At 71.4% G+C, this 17,375-nt stretch carries 12 protein-coding genes and 1 pseudogene; 4 read left to right on the top strand and 9 right to left on the bottom strand.

From position 1 onward, the window contains the following. Window positions 1-40: 40 nt before the first annotated feature. Window positions 41-673 (bottom strand): annotated as a pseudogene (locus DMA15_RS37155) (CoA transferase subunit B); the annotation flags it as partial. Then, the gene (locus tag DMA15_RS32905; RefSeq protein WP_125516327.1) at window positions 673-1,428 is read right to left on the bottom strand and encodes a CoA transferase subunit A; all 756 of its coding nucleotides are present in this window, start codon (window positions 1,426-1,428) and stop codon (window positions 673-675) included. The pseudogene DMA15_RS37155 and the gene DMA15_RS32905, both read right to left, overlap by 1 nt. A 160-nt stretch (window positions 1,429-1,588) precedes the next feature. Between DMA15_RS32905 and DMA15_RS32910 the strand changes: the two genes are divergently transcribed. Next, window positions 1,589-2,056, top strand: a complete 468-nt coding sequence (locus tag DMA15_RS32910) for a MarR family transcriptional regulator (RefSeq protein WP_125518160.1) — start codon at window positions 1,589-1,591, stop codon at window positions 2,054-2,056. Window positions 2,057-2,062: 6 nt separating this feature from the next. Here the strand turns inward: DMA15_RS32910 and DMA15_RS32915 are convergent, their stop codons facing one another. The 3 genes from DMA15_RS32915 to DMA15_RS32925 all read right to left on the bottom strand — a co-directional run bounded on the left by DMA15_RS32915 (window position 2,063) and on the right by DMA15_RS32925 (window position 6,064). Beyond that, the gene (locus DMA15_RS32915; protein WP_125516328.1) at window positions 2,063-2,995 is read right to left on the bottom strand and encodes a DUF3048 domain-containing protein; all 933 of its coding nucleotides are present in this window, start codon (window positions 2,993-2,995) and stop codon (window positions 2,063-2,065) included. Window positions 2,996-3,025: 30 nt separating this feature from the next. Next, window positions 3,026-4,819 carry an FAD-dependent oxidoreductase gene (locus tag DMA15_RS32920; RefSeq protein WP_125516329.1) on the bottom strand — a complete coding sequence of 598 codons (1,794 nt, stop codon included), beginning with the start codon at window positions 4,817-4,819 and terminating at the stop codon, window positions 3,026-3,028. Window positions 4,820-4,993: 174 nt separating this feature from the next. Further along, complete coding sequence (locus tag DMA15_RS32925; RefSeq protein WP_125516330.1) at window positions 4,994-6,064, bottom strand: ATP-dependent DNA ligase; 1,071 nt, start codon at window positions 6,062-6,064, stop codon at window positions 4,994-4,996. 73 nt (window positions 6,065-6,137) lie between these two features. On the opposite strand from DMA15_RS32925, the gene ligD reads away from it, so the two are divergent. Continuing rightward, window positions 6,138-7,169 (top strand): non-homologous end-joining DNA ligase, encoded by a 1,032-nt coding sequence (gene ligD, locus DMA15_RS32930; RefSeq protein ID WP_125516331.1) that lies wholly within the window; start codon window positions 6,138-6,140, stop codon window positions 7,167-7,169. Between the two features lie 22 nt (window positions 7,170-7,191). Here the strand turns inward: ligD and DMA15_RS32935 are convergent, their stop codons facing one another. After that, window positions 7,192-9,414, bottom strand: coding sequence for a family 16 glycoside hydrolase (locus DMA15_RS32935; RefSeq protein WP_240660069.1), 2,223 nt, complete (start codon window positions 9,412-9,414; stop codon window positions 7,192-7,194). After that, entirely contained in the window at window positions 9,411-11,849 is a 2,439-nt protein-coding gene (locus DMA15_RS32940) for a ThuA domain-containing protein (RefSeq protein WP_240660317.1), read from the bottom strand. Before DMA15_RS32940 ends, DMA15_RS32935 begins: the two co-directional genes overlap by 4 nt. 286 nt (window positions 11,850-12,135) lie before the next feature. Between DMA15_RS32940 and DMA15_RS32945 the strand changes: the two genes are divergently transcribed. Then, a complete protein-coding gene (locus DMA15_RS32945) occupies window positions 12,136-13,146 on the top strand; it encodes a multicopper oxidase domain-containing protein (protein WP_125516333.1) in 1,011 nt (336 codons plus the stop codon). A gap of 81 nt (window positions 13,147-13,227) precedes the next feature. Here DMA15_RS32945 and DMA15_RS32950 read toward each other — a convergent pair whose 3' ends face one another. Beyond that, complete coding sequence (locus DMA15_RS32950) at window positions 13,228-14,709, bottom strand: HEAT repeat domain-containing protein (RefSeq protein WP_164551877.1); 1,482 nt, start codon at window positions 14,707-14,709, stop codon at window positions 13,228-13,230. Between the two features lie 136 nt (window positions 14,710-14,845). Here DMA15_RS32950 and DMA15_RS32955 point away from each other — a divergent pair, with 136 nt between their 5' ends. Further along, the gene (locus DMA15_RS32955) at window positions 14,846-15,904 is read left to right on the top strand and encodes a LacI family DNA-binding transcriptional regulator (RefSeq protein ID WP_125516335.1); all 1,059 of its coding nucleotides are present in this window, start codon (window positions 14,846-14,848) and stop codon (window positions 15,902-15,904) included. A 90-nt stretch (window positions 15,905-15,994) separates the two neighbouring features. On the opposite strand, the gene DMA15_RS32960 is transcribed toward DMA15_RS32955, so the two are convergent. After that, complete coding sequence (locus DMA15_RS32960; RefSeq protein WP_125516336.1) at window positions 15,995-17,233, bottom strand: glycoside hydrolase family 64 protein; 1,239 nt, start codon at window positions 17,231-17,233, stop codon at window positions 15,995-15,997. Window positions 17,234-17,375: the final 142 nt, after the last annotated feature.

Here is a 17,375-nt window from a genome sequence, read left to right on the forward strand (position 1 = left end):
GCGGAGGCGGGGACGGGGAGGGAGATGCGGCGGCCGCCTCTTCCCGAACCCGCACCTCGGCCCCCGTCTTCGCGACGATCTCCTCGATCCCGCACCCCGGAGCCGACTCGACCAGCTCCAGACCCCGTTCCGTCACGTCAAGCACGCACAGATCGGTGACGATCCGGTCCACGCACCCCTTGCCGGTCAACGGCAGCCCGCACTCCTCGACGATCTTCGCGGTGCCGTCCTTGGCGGTGTGCGTCATGACGACGATGACCGTGCCGGCGCCGTGCACCAGGTCCATCGCCCCGCCGATCCCGGTGATCATCTTGCCGGGGACCGCCCAGTTGGCGAGGTCCCCGCGCGCGGAGACCTGCATCGCGCCGAGCACGGCGACATCGATGTGGCCGCCGCGGATCATCCCGAAGGAGAGCGCCGAGTCGAAGAAGGAGGCGCCGGGCAGTACGGTCACGGTCTCCTTGCCCGCGTTGATCAGGTCCGGGTCGACCTCGGCCTCGGCGGGGTAGGGGCCCACCCCGAGGATGCCGTTCTCGGACTCCAGGACCACCTCCACACCCGGGGGCAGGTGGTTGGGGATCAGGGTGGGCAGGCCGATGCCCAGGTTCACGTACTGGCCGTCGCGGAGTTCACGCGCCGCGCGGGCGGCCATCTGCTCACGGGTCCATGGCATCAGCCGCTCACCGTCCGCTTCTCGATCCGCTTCTCCGCCGCCTGCCCGGCGGTGAGCGCGACCACGCGCTGCACGAAGATCCCCGGCAGGTGCACGGCGTCCGGGTCGATCTCGCCCGGCTCCACCAGCTCCTCCACCTCGGCGACGGTGACGCGGCCCGCCATCGCCGCGAGGGGGTTGAAGTTGCGGGCGGACTTGGTGAAGACGAGGTTGCCGTGCCGGTCGCCCCGCGCCGCCCGCACCAGCGCGAAGTCCGTACGGATGCCGCGCTCCAGGACGTACGGGGTGCCGTCGAACTCCCGTACTTCCTTGGCCGGGGAGGCGAGCGCGATCCCGCCCTCGCCGTCGTAGCGCCACGGCAGCCCGCCGTCGGCGACCTGGGTGCCCACCCCGGCCGGGGTGTAGAAGGCGGGGATGCCCGCGCCGCCCGCCCGCAGCCGCTCGGCCAGCGTGCCCTGCGGGATCATCTCGACCTCCAGCTCGCCGCCCAGGTACTGCCGGGCGAACTCCTTGTTGGCGCCGATGTAGGAGCCGGTCACCCGGGCGATGCGGCCCGCCGAAAGGAGCAGTGCGAGGCCCGAGTCCATCGCCCCGCAGTTGTTGGAGACCACCCGCAGGCCCGTGGCGCCGGCCGCGTGCAGCGCGCGTATCAGCTCGTTCGGTACGCCGCTGAGGCCGAAGCCGCCGACCGCGAGCGACGCCCCGTCCCCGATGCCGGCCACCGCCTCCGCGACCGTCGCCACCACCTTGTCCATGCGCCCGGCCCCTCTCCTCCGGCCCAATTAATCAGGGCACTGACTATTTCTGGGAGGATAGGTGCCGCCCAACACCCTGACAAGAGTGGCTATATGAGGGACAGGGAAGCGGCTATTGTTCAGTGCACCGATGAAACACGCCGGAGAAGCGGAGGACCCCATGGCCGCGGTGGATCTCGCCACCCACCCCGGGCACCTGGCCCGGCGCCTGCAACAGGCCCACTACCTCCTGTGGACCACGATGGTCTCCGAGGAGACCACCTCACCGCAGTTCGCGGTCCTCAACGCCCTCGTCGCCGAGCCCGGCCTCGACCAGCGGACCGTGGGGGAGCGGGTGGGCCTGGACCGCTCCACCGTCGCCGAGGTCATCAGCCGGCTGATCCGCCGCGAGCTGCTCGACAAGGTCCGCGACCCGCAGGACGGCCGGCGCTATCTGCTGCGCCTGACCGACGAGGGCAGGCGCGCGCACCGCAAGCTGACCGTGCGCACCGCCCGGATGAACCAGGTCTTCCTCGCCCCGCTCTCCACCGACGAGCAAGCCCTGTTCTTCGACCTGATCCGGCGCGTCGCGGACGCCGCGGAGAGCCTGCGCGACCCCGGGGAGCCGCTGGTGGCCCCGCGGCCCTGAGCGCGCTCACGCCTTGGCGTACACCACCCACACCTGGCCCTTGGCGAACGGCAGCCGCTTGCCGTCGGGCGTCGTGAACTCCGTGCCGTCCCCGGCCGACGGCCGCTTCCAGCGCGCCTCGTAGGCCCGCCCGTCCCGCAGGACGCGCGCCGTCCCCGCGCCGACCGTCTCGGTGAACGGCGAGACATTGCCCGACCGGTCGTGGAAACGGGACTGCCGTACCTTCACGTACTGCACGACGACCGTCGACGGGCCCAGCTCCTTGCCGTCGGAGGTCCGCGCCCGCTCCCCGTCCATGGCGACGCGCCAGCGGCCCTCGTACTCCACCCAGTCGAAGGTGAAGCTCGCCGAGGGGAAGCGGACCGTCCGGTGTGTCTCCGGTGTGCCGCCCGCCGGGCGCGGCCCGAACCGGAACCCCGTGCTCTCCAGGGCACCCGCGCGCGGGTCGACCTTCAGCGCCTTGGGGCGTACGAAGAGATCGTGCGGCGCGACCCTGCCGTCGTCCCGGTAGTAGGCATCGCCGGGCGCCTCACCCGGCGACAGGGCCCGCACGGGTGCGCCCGCGATCAGCGGGAGCAGCTTCGACTGCGCCCCGGAGAACGCGAGCACGGGCCGGTCGAACTGCCGCAGCAGTTCGAGATCGGTCTCGCGCGCGCTGCGCACCGGCCCGATCGCGGGCGGCACCCGGGACGCGTACACCGCCATCAGGCGGCTCAGCCCCGCCTCCACCTGCTCGATGTAGACGACGTCCGCCGCGTCCAGGCCGGTGTGCGGGCGTGCCGGGCGGACGTTGTCGATCTTCACGGCGAGGACGGTGCCACCGTCGCCGGGGGGACCCGCGGGGGACCCCCGCCCCTCGGGTTGCACCGTGCAGCCCGCCGCCAGGGCGGCGAGCACCACCGCCCCGGCCCCCATGCGCGTTCGCGTCCACCGTCTCATGCGTACGTCATACCCCGTACGCCTCCGTTCTCAGCCGAGGTCGAGGGCGTTGCGCAGGCCGAGTCGGTAGCGGGTGCGGTCGTGGCGTTTGGCCAGCTCGATCGCCGGGGCGCGGAACATCGGCTTTATCGCGCACGGCTTCTGGTCCGAACCCGCGCGCCGGAGCAGTGCGTTGACGGCCGCGCGGGCCGACGCGTTGGCGCCCTCCATCGTCGCCAGGTCGATGTCCACGGACACGTAGTCGCCGGAGAGGAAGAGGTTGGGGATCCTCGTCGCTGCCGAGGGACGGTTGTGGAGGGTGCCGACGGGGTGGATCAGGAGTTCGTCCTCATTGGTGGGGTGCGGAGTGCCGAGGCCGTCGACGCCCGGGTCGAGGAACCACGAGTGCAGCTTGCCGTCGCTCAGAACCGTCTTGCCGGTGTCGTTCAGCGCCGCCTTGAGCTGCGCCCACACCTCCTTGGCGACCTCGTCGCGGGTGCACTGCTTGGCCGTCTTGCCGTACAGGATCCCCGGCTTGTCCCACTCGGAGATGTCCACCGACAGGCAGTCGACCGCGACGCCGTCGCCGTAGTCGGCGGGGAAGTCGCGCTCGGGCCAGTGGCCCGCCTGCGCGATGCCGGTCAGCGACCAGGGCGAGTCGATGCAGTTGAAGTGGCCCTTCACGAGCGGCGGGCGCTCGGTCAGATAGAACTGGATGCCCGTCATCCAGTCCGTCTGCAGCTTGTCGCAGCGCGCCAGCTGCGGGTCCGCCGCCTTCATAGCGGCGCTCCACGTCCTGCGCGCGTGCTCCACCGGCATGGCCTGCACATAGTGGTCGGCGGTGATGTCACGCCGTACGCCGCCGGGGTCCTCGACCACCGTCTTGGTGACGCGGCCGCCACCGAACGCCAGTTCGCGAACCGTCCAGCCGATGCGGAACTCCACGCCGAGCGACTTCAGATGCGTCACCCACGGGTCGATCCAGGCCTCGTTGGTCGGCGCGTTCAGGAGCCGGTCGGGCGGGCCGTCCGCGCCCTGGCCGAGCGCGTTGAACACGAAGGCCTCGCCGAGGGTGCCCACCGTGCGGGTGCTCGCCTCCTCGGCCTTGGTGGCCACGATGTTGCGGGTGACGCCGATGGCGAGGATGCGCTGATAGTCCTTCGACATCCTCTCGGCGCGCACGAACTCCCACCAGGGCGTCGCCTCCCAGTCGTCGTCGCGGCGCTCGTCGCAGCTGGTCAGGAAGACCAGGGCGCGGTTCACGAAGTACGCGACCTCGTGCGCGGGCAGGTGGAACGCGGTGTCGAGGAGCGCGGTGAGCGCCCGCGCGATGTCGTCCGGGGTGAGCTTCTCCGGCTCGCTGCCCGGCCACGGGATCGGCATCCGGATGTCCTCGCGGCCGGTGCGCGCGAACGACATCTCGCGGGGCGCGACGAGGTTGTCCCACACGCCGTTCGCGTTCCCGGGGAAGGGGATGCGGCGCATCGTGTCGGGGAGGTTGTGGTAGATCCCCGGGATGAAGCGGAAGCCGTGTTCACCGGGCAGCGGCTTGCGATTGCCCTTCGCGCTGTCCGGTACGTCCATGCTGCGGGCCTTGCCGCCGAGCGCCCTGCGCTCGTAGACCGTCACGGCGAAGCCGCGCTCGGCCAGCTCATGGGCGGCCGTAAGCCCCGCGACCCCGCCGCCGAGCACGGCCACGGACTGCCTGGCCCGCGGCGCGCCCGGTGCGGCCGCCGCCGCGGGCAGCGCGCCCGCCCCCACGCCCAGCGCGGCGGCCCCGCCGACCGCCGCGGCCCCCGCGACGAACCCCCGACGCGTGCTTCCCTCGGCACCACTGCGCCCCATGCCCCGCCCCCTTACCGTCGGTAACTGACGTGTCAGGCGCAGGAGCATACGGTCGCGGTCGGTGAGGAGGAAGATACGGGGGAGCGGCTTCGCACATTGGCGTGATTACGGCACCGGAGGCCGTGTCGGCCCTACGCAGTCGGGGCCGCGTCAGCTCTGCGGGGCGGGACCGCGTCAGTTCTGCGGGCCGAGCACATCCGTGAGCGAGTAGCGCACCGGCTCCTCCAGCTGGGCGTAGGTGCAGCTCTCCGGGGCGCGGTCGGGGCGCCAGGTGCGGAACCGCGCCGTATGACGGAAGCGCCGGCCGCCCTCCATGTGGTCGTACGCCACCTCGCAGACCCGCTCCGGGCGCACCGGCACCCACGACAGGTCCTTCTTCCCCGACCAACGGCTCGGCGCCCCCGGCAGCCGCGCCGTCTCATGCGCCGCCTCATCCGCCCAGGCGGCCCACGGATGCTCCTCGGCGCTCTCCATCCGCAGCGGCGCCAGCTCCTCGACGAGCTCCGCGCGGCGCTTCATGGAGAAGGCGGCGGCCACGCCCACGTGCTGGAGGGCGCCCTCGTCGTCGTACAGGCCGAGGAGGAGCGAGCCGACGACGGGCCCGCTCTTGTGGAGGCGGTAGCCCGCGACCACGCAGTCCGCCGTGCGCTCGTGCTTGACCTTGAACATGACGCGCTCGTCCTGGCGGTAGAGCAGGTCGAGCGGCTTGGCGATGACACCGTCGAGCCCCGCGCCCTCGAACTGCTCGAACCAGCGCCGCGCCACCTCCGTGTCGGTGGTCGCCGGTGCCACGTGGACCGGATGCGTCACTCCGGAGAGGGCCGCCTCCAGGCGCGCTCGCCGCTCGGCCATGGGAGTGGTGAGCAGGGACTCGTCCGCGAGGGCGAGCAGGTCGAAGGCGACGAACGAGGCGGGGGTGCGCTCGGCGAGCGTCGCGACCCGCGAGGCCGCCGGGTGGATGCGTTCGGAGAGGGCGTCGAAGTCCAGGTGCCCGTCCCTGGCGATCACGATCTCGCCGTCCAGCACGCAGCGCGCCGGAAGGCGCTCCCGCAGGGCCGCCACCAGCTCGGGGAAGTAGCGGGTGAGGGGCTTGCCCGTACGGCTGCCGATCTCGATGTCGGCGCCATCGCGGAAGACGATCGCCCGGAAGCCGTCCCACTTCGCCTCGTACTGCATGCCCGGGGGGATCTTCGCCACGGGCTTGGCGAGCATGGGCTTCACGGGCGGCATCACCGGCAGATCCATACTCCGATTCTGCGGTGGTTCACTCCATGCCGCCCGGTGTGCGGCGAATGTCCGGCCCGCTTAGCGTGGCTCCATGGGTGAAGCCAAGGGCAAGAGCGCGGCCGTGGAGATCGACACGGGGGAGCGGACGGTGCGTCTGTCCAGCCCCGACCGGGTGGTCTTCCCCGAGCGGGGTTTCACCAAGCTGGACGTCGCCCGCTACCTCGTCTCCGTCGGCCCCGGCATCCTGCGCGCGCTCAGGGACCGCCCCACCACCCTCCAGCGCTACCCGGACGGGGCGGCCGGGGAGTTCTTCTACCAGAAGCGCGCCCCGAAGAACCATCCCGACTGGATCCCCACCGCCACCATCACCTTCCCCAGCGGTCGCACCGCGGACGAGATGTGCCCCACCGAGGTCGCCGCGGTCATCTGGGCCGCCCAGTACAACACGCTCACCTTCCACCCCTGGCCGGTCCGCCGCGACGACCTCGACCACCCCGACGAACTCCGCATCGACCTCGACCCGCAGCCCGGCACGGACTACGCCGACGCGGTACGGGCCGCGCACGAACTGCGCGCGGTCCTCGACGAGTTCGGCGGCCTGGTCGGCTGGCCCAAGACGTCCGGCGGACGCGGCCTGCACGTGTTCGTGCCCATCGAGCCGCGCTGGACCTTCACCCAGGTGCGGCGCGCCGCGATCGCCTGCGGACGGGAACTGGAACGCCGGATGCCGGACCAGGTCACCACGGCCTGGTGGAAGGAGGAGCGCGGCCCCAAGATCTTCGTGGACTACAACCAGACCGCCAGGGACCGCACGATCGCCTCCGCCTACTCCGTACGGGCCCGCCCCCACGCCCCCGTCTCGGCGCCCCTGCGCTGGGACGAGGTCGACGACGCCACCCCGGAGGACTTCGACATCGCCACGATGCCGGAGCGCTTCGCCAGGCTCGGCGACGTCCACGCGCGCATGGAGGACCACCCCTACTCCCTCGAAGCCCTCCTGGACCTCGCCAACAAGGACGAGAGGGAGCACGGCCTCGGCGACCTCCCGTACCCCCCGGAGTACCCGAAGATGCCGGGCGAGCCCAAGCGCGTACAGCCGAGCCGGGCGAAGCACGAGGAGTGAGGGCCGGCCCCCCAGAGCTCGGCTACAGCTCCTTGATCCGGATGTCCCGGTAGGACACCACGTCCGTCACGCCGTGGACCTGGAGCCCGAGGTAGCCGGACGCGTAGCGGCGGCCGTCCGTGCCCGGGTCGTCGGCGCGCGGCGGCGTGAAGTCCTGGCCGCCGGTGTTGTCGAACTCGTTGATCAGGACGCCGTTGCGGTAGACCGAGTAGTGCTGGTCCACCACGCGGATCTCGTAATCGTTCCACGTGCCCTTCGGGGTCACGCCCGCGCCCGCGAGCCCCACCCGGTCGAAGCCGTAGACCGAACCCGTCTTGTACATGTCGCCGTCAGGTCGGTCGAGCACCTGCACCTCGTGCCCGTACTTGATGGCGACCCACTCCGGACGCGACTCCTCCGGATGGTCGTGGACCTGCGGGAAGCGCACGAAGACACCGGAGTTGGTGCGGCTGTTGCCCGGAGCGTCGTCGCGCCACTGGAGCTTCAGGGAGAAATCACCGTACTTGCGCTGCGGGAACCACAGCATTCCCATGCCCTGGACCGTGGTGCTGCTGGTGAGGGTGCCGTCAGCGTGGAGCCCGAACTTGCCGCCGCCCACCTGCTCCCACCTGTCGAAGGACTCCTTGGTGCCGTCGAAGAGCTTGCGGTAGCCGTCCGTCTGGCCCGGCTTGCCGATGCCGGACTCCTTCGCGGCGCGGTTGATCTTGTTGTACTCGCGCTGCACGATGACGCCTTCTTTAAGAAGCCGGTCGGTGACGGTCTTGACGTGCTTCAGGAAGAGCGCGTGCGAGGTCCACTCCTTCTCGTCCTCGATCAGCTCGCCCACCCGGCAGCGGTTGTTCGTGACGCGGTTGGGGATTCCCGTGTCGACCGTGCCCACGAACACCGTCAACCGCTCGTCGTACTCCGGACAGTTGGGCGCGGGCACCCCGCCGCCCGACGAGACGGTGAAGGAGACCGTCTTGGCCGCGGCCGTGTTCCCGGCCTTGTCGCTCGCCCGGTACGCCACGGTGTGCCGCCCCACGCGGTCGACGACGACCGGAGCCTCGTACGCCAGATAAGGGCCGCCGTCGAGCGAGTACTCGATCTCGGCCACCCCCGATCCGGCGTCCGTCGCGGTGACCGTCATCTTCGCCTTGCCGAGGTAGGCGCCGTCCGAGTCCTTGGTGCCCTCGACCTTCGCCGAGGTCTCCGGAGGCGTCGTGTCCTCCGTCGGCGGCGCGACGACCGTGAACTCGACCGCCTTCTCCGCCGCCTGATTGCCCGCCTTGTCGGACGCGCGGAAGCGCACCTTGTGGGTGCCCGTCTCATGGACCATGACCGGAGCGGTGTACGCCTTCCAGGCGCCGCCGTCACCGAGCGCGTACTCGATCCTGTTGACGCCGGAACCGGTGTCGGACGCCGTCACCGTCACCGTCGCCATCGCGAGGTACTGCCCCTGGTCGTTCTTCTCACCGGTCACCGCGGCCGAGGTCTCCGGAGGCGTCGTGTCGTCCGTGGGCGGCGCGACCACCGTGAAGTCGACCGCCTTCTCCGCCGCCACGTTGCCCGCCTTGTCGGACGCCCGATAGCGGATCTTGTGCGTGCCGACCTGGTCGACGACGACGGGCGCGGTGTACGGCTGCCACGCGCCGGACGCCCCGAGCGCGTACTCGATCCTGTCGACGCCCGAGCCCGCGTCCGTCGCGGTCACCGCCACCGACGCCGAACCGACGTACGCCCCATCGGCGTTGGTCTGACCCTCCACCTTCGCCGAGGTCTCCGGGGCCGTGGTGTCCTCGCCGCCGCCCTCGGTGACGACCAGGATGCCCTGCATCGCCCCGTGGCCGGGGATCGTGCAGTGGTAGCGGTAGCGGCCCGGGGTGAGCGTGACCTGCGCGGTGTGCTTGCCGCCCTGGTCGTCGTTGGGGTTGGCCAGGATGTTCAGCGGGACGTCGTTGTTGTACTCCGGGTCGGAGACGTCGAACGTCAGCGTGTGCGGCATGCCCGTCGTGTTGCCGGTCGCCTCGCTGTTCTCGAAGACGATCGTCGTCGGGCCCGCGACCGCCGTGGTGGGCGCCGACTTGTACTTGTCGATGTCGTTGTCGGCGGTCCAGGTGAGGGTCTGCGCCCGCGTGGCGATCCCGGGATCGTCGGGGCGCGCCGTGGCCGCGGACGTCAGGCCGAGCACCATGAGCAGCGACGCGAACAGCGCCGTGCACACTCTTCGCCGCCCTGCGGTACGTGCGATGGGGGAACGCATCATCCCGCCCTCCTCGCGAGGTCGTCGGCGGCCGGGGTCGGCGCGCCGCCCTTGTACGTCACGCGCCACAGCGCCGACTTGGAGTCCGAGGTGAAGAAGCCGCGGCCGTAGTCCAGGACGTACAGGGAGCCGTCCGGCGCGAACTTCCAGTCCATGAGGTTCTTGATGCCGTCGTTGCCGACCGGGATCATCTTCTTCAGCGATTCGGCGTGCACCGGCAGGCTCCCGCCGCCGACCGTCTTCGGGTCGGTGAGCACCGCGTGCCGCGGCTGGTCACCGTCGTAGAAGTCGCCGACGAACCACTTGCCGTCCCAGTAGGAGGGCCACTTGTCGGCGCTCGCGCTCGCCGCGTCGTAGCGGTAGACCGGGCCGTTCATCGTGGCCTGGCCGCCGCCCTTGAGCCACGGCAGGAGCTGCTTCTGCTCCTCCGTCTTGTAGCTCGGCACGCCGTTGGCGTCGCGCGGATAGTCGATGCCGCCGCCCTGCGGCGAGTACCAGATGTTGTTGGGCTCGGCCGGCGGGATCTTCACCAGGCCGTCGTTGTTGGGCGACTCGTTCTTCAGGTTCTGGCAGTCGTACCAGCCGAGCGGCTTGGACGGGTCGGGCAGATTGCGGTCGCGGTAGGGCTGGTTGTTGCCCATGCAGTACGGCCAGCCGCGGTTGGAGGCGTGGGTGATCGCGGCGAACGTGTCGTACTTCGCCGGGCCCCATGTCGTCGACGGCGTGGACGCGTCCGGGCCGACCCATCCCGCGTACAGCGTGTCGGTCTTCTTGTCGACGGAGATGCGCGCGGGGTTCCGCACGCCCATCACATAGATCTCGCCGCGCGTCTTGCCGCCGCCCTCGTCCTGCTCCTTGCCGGTGAAGAGGTTCCCTTCGGGGAGCGTGTACGTCCCGTCGGGCTCGGGGTGGATGCGCAGGATCTTGCCGTTGAGGTTGTTGGTGTTGCCCGCGGTGCGCCGGGCGTCGGCGAAGGAGACGCCCTTGAAGTTCGGCTCGGGGTTGTTGCCCGAGTAGCCGTCCGTGAACCGCGAGGAGTTGTTGTCACCGGTCGCGATGTAGAGGTTGTCCTTGGAGTCCCACGCCATCCCGCCGCCCGCGTGGCAGCAACTGTGGATCTGCACCGGCCACTTGAGCAGCACCTTCTCACTCTCCATGGCCAGCTTGTTCGTGGCCCGGTCGAGCGTGAAGCGGGAGACGTACCGCTCGGCCATGCGCGTCTCGCGGTTGATCTTCGCGTGGGGTGTGTAGTGCAGGTACACCCAGCCGTTCTGCTCGAACCCCGGATCCAGCTCGATGCCGAGCAGGCCCTCCTCGACCTTGGTCAGCTCGTCCCCGCCGCCCTTGTTGCCGAAGACCGACAGCGCGCCCGCGAGCGTCACCTTCCTGGTCTTCGGGTCGTAGACGTGGATCTCGCCTCTGCCCTTGCCGATGGCGGGGTTGTTCCAGTCGGTGATCACCGACTGGGAGGAGTCGGCGCCGCCGCGGCCGATGTAGAGGACCCGGCCGTCGGGGGCGGTGACCAGGCCGTGCGGCTCGCCGATCTGGTCGTTCTGGCCCGGCTGGTTGGCCTGGGTGAGGCGCTCCGCCTTGTAGTGGGCGTTGATCGTGGCCTTGCAGTCGGCGCGGGCGATGCGGGCCGTCCACAGCAGGGCGCCCCGCAGATGGCCGCGGAAGTCCGCTTCGTCGTACGAGGCCGCCGTGCCGCCCATGCCGGTGTAGAAGGAGCGTCCGCCGTCGTAGTCGCGGCACCAGGACACCGGGTGGTCCCAGCCGTTCTTCCCGGCGCCCGGCTGGTACGTCGACTCCCGCACCCGGGCGACCGTGTGCACCTCGCCCGAGGGGTTTTCCGTCCAGTTCAGCCACCGGTCGGCCCGCTTCCACTGGAGCGGCAGGTCCCTGGTCGCCGGATTCTCGCGGTCGCCCACCTCGACGGTGGCGCGCTGGACGCCGGCCGGTCCCGCGTCGGCGGGGCGGGCGCCGATCAGGCCGGTGAACCAGGACGAGTACGGCTCGGCGCGGGCCGCGTCGTGGATGCCGAGGAAGCCGCCGCCCGCTTCCATGTAGGCCTCAAGGCCCGCCTCCTGCTCGGGGTCGAGGACGTCTCCGCCACCGGTCAGGAAGGCGACCGCGTTGAACGTGCCGAGCCTTCGCTCGTTCGTGAAGACGGCCGGGTCGTCCGTGGCCACGATCCTGAACCGCTGCGCGGCCGGGCCCGATTGGCCGATCTTCTCGATGGCCTCGATGCCCGCGTCGACGACAGGGGACTCGTCGCCGTCCGCGGCGGAGCCGTGGAAGACCAGCACCTTGACGTCGGCGCCGCCGGGCGGCGACGGGAGGGACATCGTTGTCAGCGGTGGGTTCGGGAACGGCCGCGCGGTCGCGGCCTGTGCGGAGAGGGCCCCGGTGACCAGCGCGCCGGACAGCAGCGCGGCCATCCAGGCCCGGCGCGAGCGGTTCGCTCTCGGTCGTGCTCTGCTCAACTCTCGTACGGTCAAGGGCCTTTGATGCGGTGTGCGCCGCATGAGTACACCCACCCCTCGTCGGTCACAGCAACAGCGCCGACGAAGCTAGACCTCTTTTCGCACCCCGCCAATAGGTATCACCGCGATAGCACGAACTTTGTCCCGACTGTGGATAAACGAAGATCCCATCGCTACCGTGTGGCCGTCCCCGGGGCCTCTCATGCCCCGTCAGTCTCCGTACCGCAGTGGGGAGTTCGGCATGGACAGACGGAGCTTCAACCGGCGGATGCTCGCGGGCGGCGCGGCGGCCGCGGCAGGTGTGACATCGTTGTCCCTCACCCACGCACCGGAGGCGCGGACCGCCGAGGGACCGCCGCGGACCGCCCCGGCGGGCGGTGAGGTCAAGCGCCTCAAGATGTACGCGGAGAGGCTCCCCGACGGGCAGATGGGGTACGGCCTGGAGAAGGGCAAGGCCTCCATCCCGGGGCCGCTCATCGAGCTGAACGAGGGCGACACGCTGCACATCGAGTTCGAGAACACGATGGATGTGGCCGCGAGTCTGCACGTCCACGGCATGGACTACGAGATCTCCAGCGACGGCACCAAGCACACCAGGAGCGACGTCGAGCCGGGCGGCAAGCGCACCTACACCTGGCGCACGCACGCCCCGGGCCGCCGCAAGGACGGCACCTGGCGGCCCGGCACCGCGGGTTACTGGCACTACCACGACCACGTGGTCGGCACGGATCACGGCACCGGCGGGGTCAGGAAGGGGCTGTACGGTCCGCTGATCGTGCGGCGCAAGGGCGATCTGCTGCCGGACAAGACCTTCACGATCGTCTTCAACGACATGACGATCAACAACAGGTCCGGCCACGACAGCCCCGTCTTCGAGGCCACCGTGGGCGACCGGGTCGAGTTCGTGTCGATCACGCACGGCGAGTACTACCACACGTTCCACGTCCACGGTCACCGCTGGGCGGACAACCGCACGGGCATGCTGACCGGCCCCGACGATCCGAGCCAGATCCTGGACGACAAGATCACGGGCCCGGGCGACTCCTTCGGCTTCCAGGTCGTCGCGGGCGAGGGCGTGGGCGCCGGTGCCTGGATGTACCACTGCCATGTGCAGAGCCACTCGGACATGGGGATGGCTGGCCTCTTCCTGGTGAAGAAGGCGGACGGGACCATCCCGGACTACGAGCCGCACCATCCGGCCAAGGGGGCGGGGGAGTCCGGTGAGGGGGCCGGGCACGACCACCACGACTAGCCGGGCCCGGGGCGTCCGGCGCCAGGGCGTCCGGCCCCGGGGCGTTGGACCGGTGGGCGTCCCGCCCCAGGCCCGCTGGGCTCAGGAGCCGCGCACGTGCTCCAGGAGGGTGGCGAGGATCTCGGCGCGGTCCTCCGCGTCGGGGTAGTCCTCCTCGCCGTCCCAGCGCTCGGCCCACCCGGAGGCCTCAAGGCGTTCCAGGCGCTCCACGAGCCGGGGCCGGACGCCGGCCGGGAGGCGGACCTCGGCGTTCTCGGCCACGACGGTGTACTGGGTGAGGAACGCCCAATGGACGTCGGGTGATTCCAGCTCCCGGAGCAGCCGGTCGAACGCGTCCGGGGTGCCGCGCTCCTCAGGGGTGCCGCGCTCCAGGGCCGCGCGGAGGCTGAGCGCGCGGACTTCGGCGACGGGCGAGTCCGCGGCGCGTACCAGGGCGTCGGCGGCCGCCCGGGCCTCGCTCTCCCCGGCGCAGTCGAGACCGGCCAGCGCCCTCGCGGCGGCCGCGCGGACCTTGTCGTCCGTGTCGTGCTCCAGGAGGCCGGCCAGCGCGGTCACGGTCTCGGCTTCCAGCGCACTGCCCTCGGCCATCGGGTTCAGCCCCTCGGCGGCGGCCGCGCGGACCCGCGCGTCCTGGTGCCGCAGCCCGTCGAGGAACAGCCGCAACGGCGGGTCGTCCAGCGGGGCGCCCATGTGCAGGACGTCGTAGGCGTGCAGCAGCTCGCTCAGCGACACCGCGTCCAGCGGCTCCGAGGCCAGCCCGGCGAGGGTCTCGCCCACCGGCCCCGGCCGGAACACGCCGTGGAAGAGCAGGAGATCGGAGAGCGTCTCGACGCCGAGCTTCCTGCGGTCCGCGTCCTCGTCGCCGCAGAGGGCCAGCGCCTCGTCGAACAGCAGGCCGAGCCGCGCGCGGTCCGTCCAGGAGCCCTCTTCGGGCTGCTGGGTGAGGTCCACCAGGATGTCGCCGCGCTCCGCGCCGCCCGTCGGATGCGCGAGGGCCTCGGCGAGGGCGGCGAGGATCCCGGACCGCGCCCGCTGCGCCTCGTCCGCCGGAAGCGGCTCGTTCCTGCGCACGACAAGGGCCGCCAGGATGACCGCGATGTCGAAGGCCAGGTCGCGCGCGAAGTCGCCCGGCCGCCCGAGCCCGGCGATGCCCTCGGCCGTCCAGCCCTGGCCGCGCAGACGGACGATCCGCTCCCGCATGTCGTCGGCCATGTCCTGGCCGACGTCCCGCACGGCAGGGGGCCCGCCGATCCCCGCCACGAGTTCCGTCCAGGCCCGCACGAGGCCCTCGGGGTCGTCCAGGTGCTCCGCGAAGATCCGCTCCGTCCGTTCACGGATCGCGGGGTCGCGGCGCAGCGCGGCGGCGAAACCGTCGGCCACTGTCTCGGAGAAGGACTCCGCGTACGGCTCGCGGGCCACCGCCTGCGCCAGCTCCCGCAGCGCCCACGGCACGTCGGCGCTCCCGGCGGCATCGGCGGCGGCCTTGGCGCGCACCGCCCTGTCCGGGTGCCGCAGCAGCTCGGCCAGCTCGGCCTGCTCACGCTCTCTGCGCTTCTTGAACATGGGGGCAGCGTATGCGCCGCACTCCGCGGCACGTACGGGGCCTCTCCTGCGCATCTCCTCTACGGGGCCTCCCTGGGGAGGGAGCGGCCGATACGGGAGGATGCCTCCTGACACCATCAGGGAGGAGTGACCGAAGGTGACCGAGGAACCGCGCCCCACCTTGGAGGCCGTGGCCGCGCGCGCCGGGGTCTCCCGCGCCACCGTCTCCCGTGTCGTCAACGGCGACCCGGGGGTGCGCGAGGAGCTTGCCGGGAAGGTCAGGCACGCGGTCGACGAACTCGGCTACGTCCCCAACCGCGCCGCCCGCAGCCTGGTCACCCGGCGCCACGACGCCGTCGCCGTGGTGATCGCCGAGCCCGAGACCAGGGTCTTCGCCGACCCGTTCTTCGCGCTGCAACTGCGCGGCATCAGCAAGGAGTTGACCGCACGGGACGTCCAGCTCGTGCTCCTTCTCACCGAGGGCCGTGACGACCACGAGCGGGTCGGGCGGTACCTCGCGGGCGGCCATGTCGACGGCGCCCTCGTCTTCTCGCTGCACCTCGACGACCCGCTGCCCGGCATCATCCGGCGCGCCGGGGTGCCCACCGTCTTCGGCGGCCGCCCGGGCTGGGACGCCGCGTCGGGCGAGCGGAGTGCGCCCTACGTCGACTGCGACAACCGCGGCGGGGCGCGCGAGGCGGTGCGCCACCTGGTCGGCCTCGGCCGCGGCCGCGTCGCGCACATCACCGGGCCCCTCGACCAGACCTCCGCGGTCGACCGGCTCGACGGCTTCCGCGACGTGCTCGTCGACGTGGACCCGCGGCTGATCGCCGAGGGCGACTTCACCCCCGCGGGCGGGGAGCGTGCCATGCGGGAACTCCTGGACCGCGTACCGGAGTTGGATGCCGTCTTCGCCGCCAACGACCTGTCGGCGTCCGGCGCCCTCCGGGTGCTGCGGGAGCGGGGCAGGAGGGTGCCGGACGACGTGGCGGTGGTCGGGTTCGACGACATGCTGCCGGTGGCCGAGCAGGCCGATCCGCCGCTGACGACGGTCCGTCAGGACATCGAGGAGATGGGCCGGTTGATGGCCCGGCTTCTTTTGCGCGGCAGGGCGGACGACAGCCGGGCGGAGGACGGCAGGACGGAGGAGGCCCTGGGCTCCGGCCCGGCGAGCGTCGTACTGCCCACGGCACTGGTGCGCAGGGCCTCGGCATAGGCGTGACGGGTGCGTCCGGGCGCGGGACCACGCCCGACGCCCCCGCCCCGAGCGGACTACGCACCCGCGTCGGCTACTCATTCACACCGGCTACGCCCCCACGCTCACCGTGAAGCGCCGCGGATTCCCGTCGTGGGCGGCGCCCGACACGTCCGGCTGCCCGTCGGGGCGCACGTCGTCGTACGGGAACGCGTACCCGATGGGGGAGTTGGCGTGCACCACCCGTGACCAGTGGTTGGTGACCGCGCCCCGGTAGTAGTCGGCCGCGGTCGCGCCATTGGGCTGCGAGGGATGCGTGAGCATGATGCTGCGGTTGAACCCGGCCGCGAGCCGCGCGAGGAGGGCCTTCTTGTCGTCCGGGTCGCCGGGGTTGTTGGCGAACGGGCCGTGGTTGCAGGTGAAGATGTCCTTCGACGTCGGCTTGGTGAAGGAGTGGCCGCCGTTGAACGTCAGTACGTCACCGCTGACGCGACCGGTGAAGACCCCGCGGCCGCCCTGGAGATCGATCCTGAGGTCGGTGGTGCGGTACTTGGCCCACACCTGGTCGACATAGCTGGTCCACGCGTGGCGGAACGGCATCTGCTCGGGCCTGTCGAAGTAGGGCGCCATGAGGTTCTGCGGGGAGATGACCCGCAGTACGCCTCCGCCGGCGCCCCGGATGACCAGGCGGTCCCAGGGCTGCCCGTCCTTGGCGGCCTGCGCCGTGAGATCCGCGGCGATCCTGCCGACGGCCCCGTCGGGGAGCGGCGCGACGGTGTGGGTGGCGTCGCCCTCCAGGGTCAGCCCGATGGGCAGTGCGGTGACGAGGTCGACGTAGCTGATGTTGGCGTAGAGCTGCTGGGGGTTGAAGGTGAACTCGCAGAACGACCAGGTGCGGCCGTAGTTGGGGTCCGCGGGGGTCGCGAAGGCGGGCTCGACGAGCGCGGGGCCGGGGTTGAGGAAGAAGTCCAGCTTGTCGTCGCGGACGAAGTAGACGCGTGCGCCGAACATCTGAGGGAGCGTCAGCACTCTGGGCGCCGAACCGGCGGCGCCGAGCGGGATGGCGCAGTCGACGGGCAGCGGGGTCTGCGGTGCCGAGGGCGATTCGGGGCGGTAGACCCCGCCGTCGGCCCGGAGCAGCAGCCAGCGGCCGGTGCCCTGCTCATGGCCGGTGACGTAGGCGCGCACCTGGCCCGGGAGCGACTTGTTCCGCAGGGCCAGCTCGCAGGTGGCGGGCGCGGCGTTGGCGCCCGCCCGGGCGTGCGGGCTGAGAGCGCTCCCCCAGAGGGGATAGGTGAGGGCGCCCGCGGCGCCGGCGGCGGTGGTCAGGAACGTTCGACGCGATATCACGGAAGTCTCCTGAGGGGTGTGGGGGCTTCGGAGGGGGCGGCTCCAAGGCGAGCGGGGGAGGGGAGCCACGGGGGATGTGGGGGGTGGTGCCCCACTGTCCCGATGAGTGATTGAGGCGTCAAGAGATGTGACTGAGAGCGCT

Origin of the sequence: Streptomyces sp. WAC 01529 (genome assembly GCF_003945545.1) — a bacterium.
Lineage (GTDB): Bacteria > Actinomycetota > Actinomycetes > Streptomycetales > Streptomycetaceae > Streptomyces > Streptomyces anatolicus.

What these genes read in the sequence shown, in the direction of transcription:
- DMA15_RS32905 (WP_125516327.1), bottom strand. Translation starts at nt 1,428, where the DNA reads ATGGACAAGGTGGTGGCGACGGTCGCGGAGGCGGTGGCCGGCATCGGG.
- DMA15_RS32910 (WP_125518160.1), top strand. Translation starts at nt 1,589, where the DNA reads ATGGCCGCGGTGGATCTCGCCACCCACCCCGGGCACCTGGCCCGGCGC.
- DMA15_RS32915 (WP_125516328.1), bottom strand. Translation starts at nt 2,995, where the DNA reads ATGAGACGGTGGACGCGAACGCGCATGGGGGCCGGGGCGGTGGTGCTC.
- DMA15_RS32920 (WP_125516329.1), bottom strand. Translation starts at nt 4,819, where the DNA reads ATGGGGCGCAGTGGTGCCGAGGGAAGCACGCGTCGGGGGTTCGTCGCG.
- DMA15_RS32925 (WP_125516330.1), bottom strand. Translation starts at nt 6,064, where the DNA reads ATGGATCTGCCGGTGATGCCGCCCGTGAAGCCCATGCTCGCCAAGCCC.
- ligD (WP_125516331.1), top strand. Translation starts at nt 6,138, where the DNA reads ATGGGTGAAGCCAAGGGCAAGAGCGCGGCCGTGGAGATCGACACGGGG.
- DMA15_RS32935 (WP_240660069.1), bottom strand. Translation starts at nt 9,414, where the DNA reads ATGATGCGTTCCCCCATCGCACGTACCGCAGGGCGGCGAAGAGTGTGC.
- DMA15_RS32940 (WP_240660317.1), bottom strand. Translation starts at nt 11,849, where the DNA reads ATGGCCGCGCTGCTGTCCGGCGCGCTGGTCACCGGGGCCCTCTCCGCA.
- DMA15_RS32945 (WP_125516333.1), top strand. Translation starts at nt 12,136, where the DNA reads ATGGACAGACGGAGCTTCAACCGGCGGATGCTCGCGGGCGGCGCGGCG.
- DMA15_RS32950 (WP_164551877.1), bottom strand. Translation starts at nt 14,709, where the DNA reads ATGTTCAAGAAGCGCAGAGAGCGTGAGCAGGCCGAGCTGGCCGAGCTG.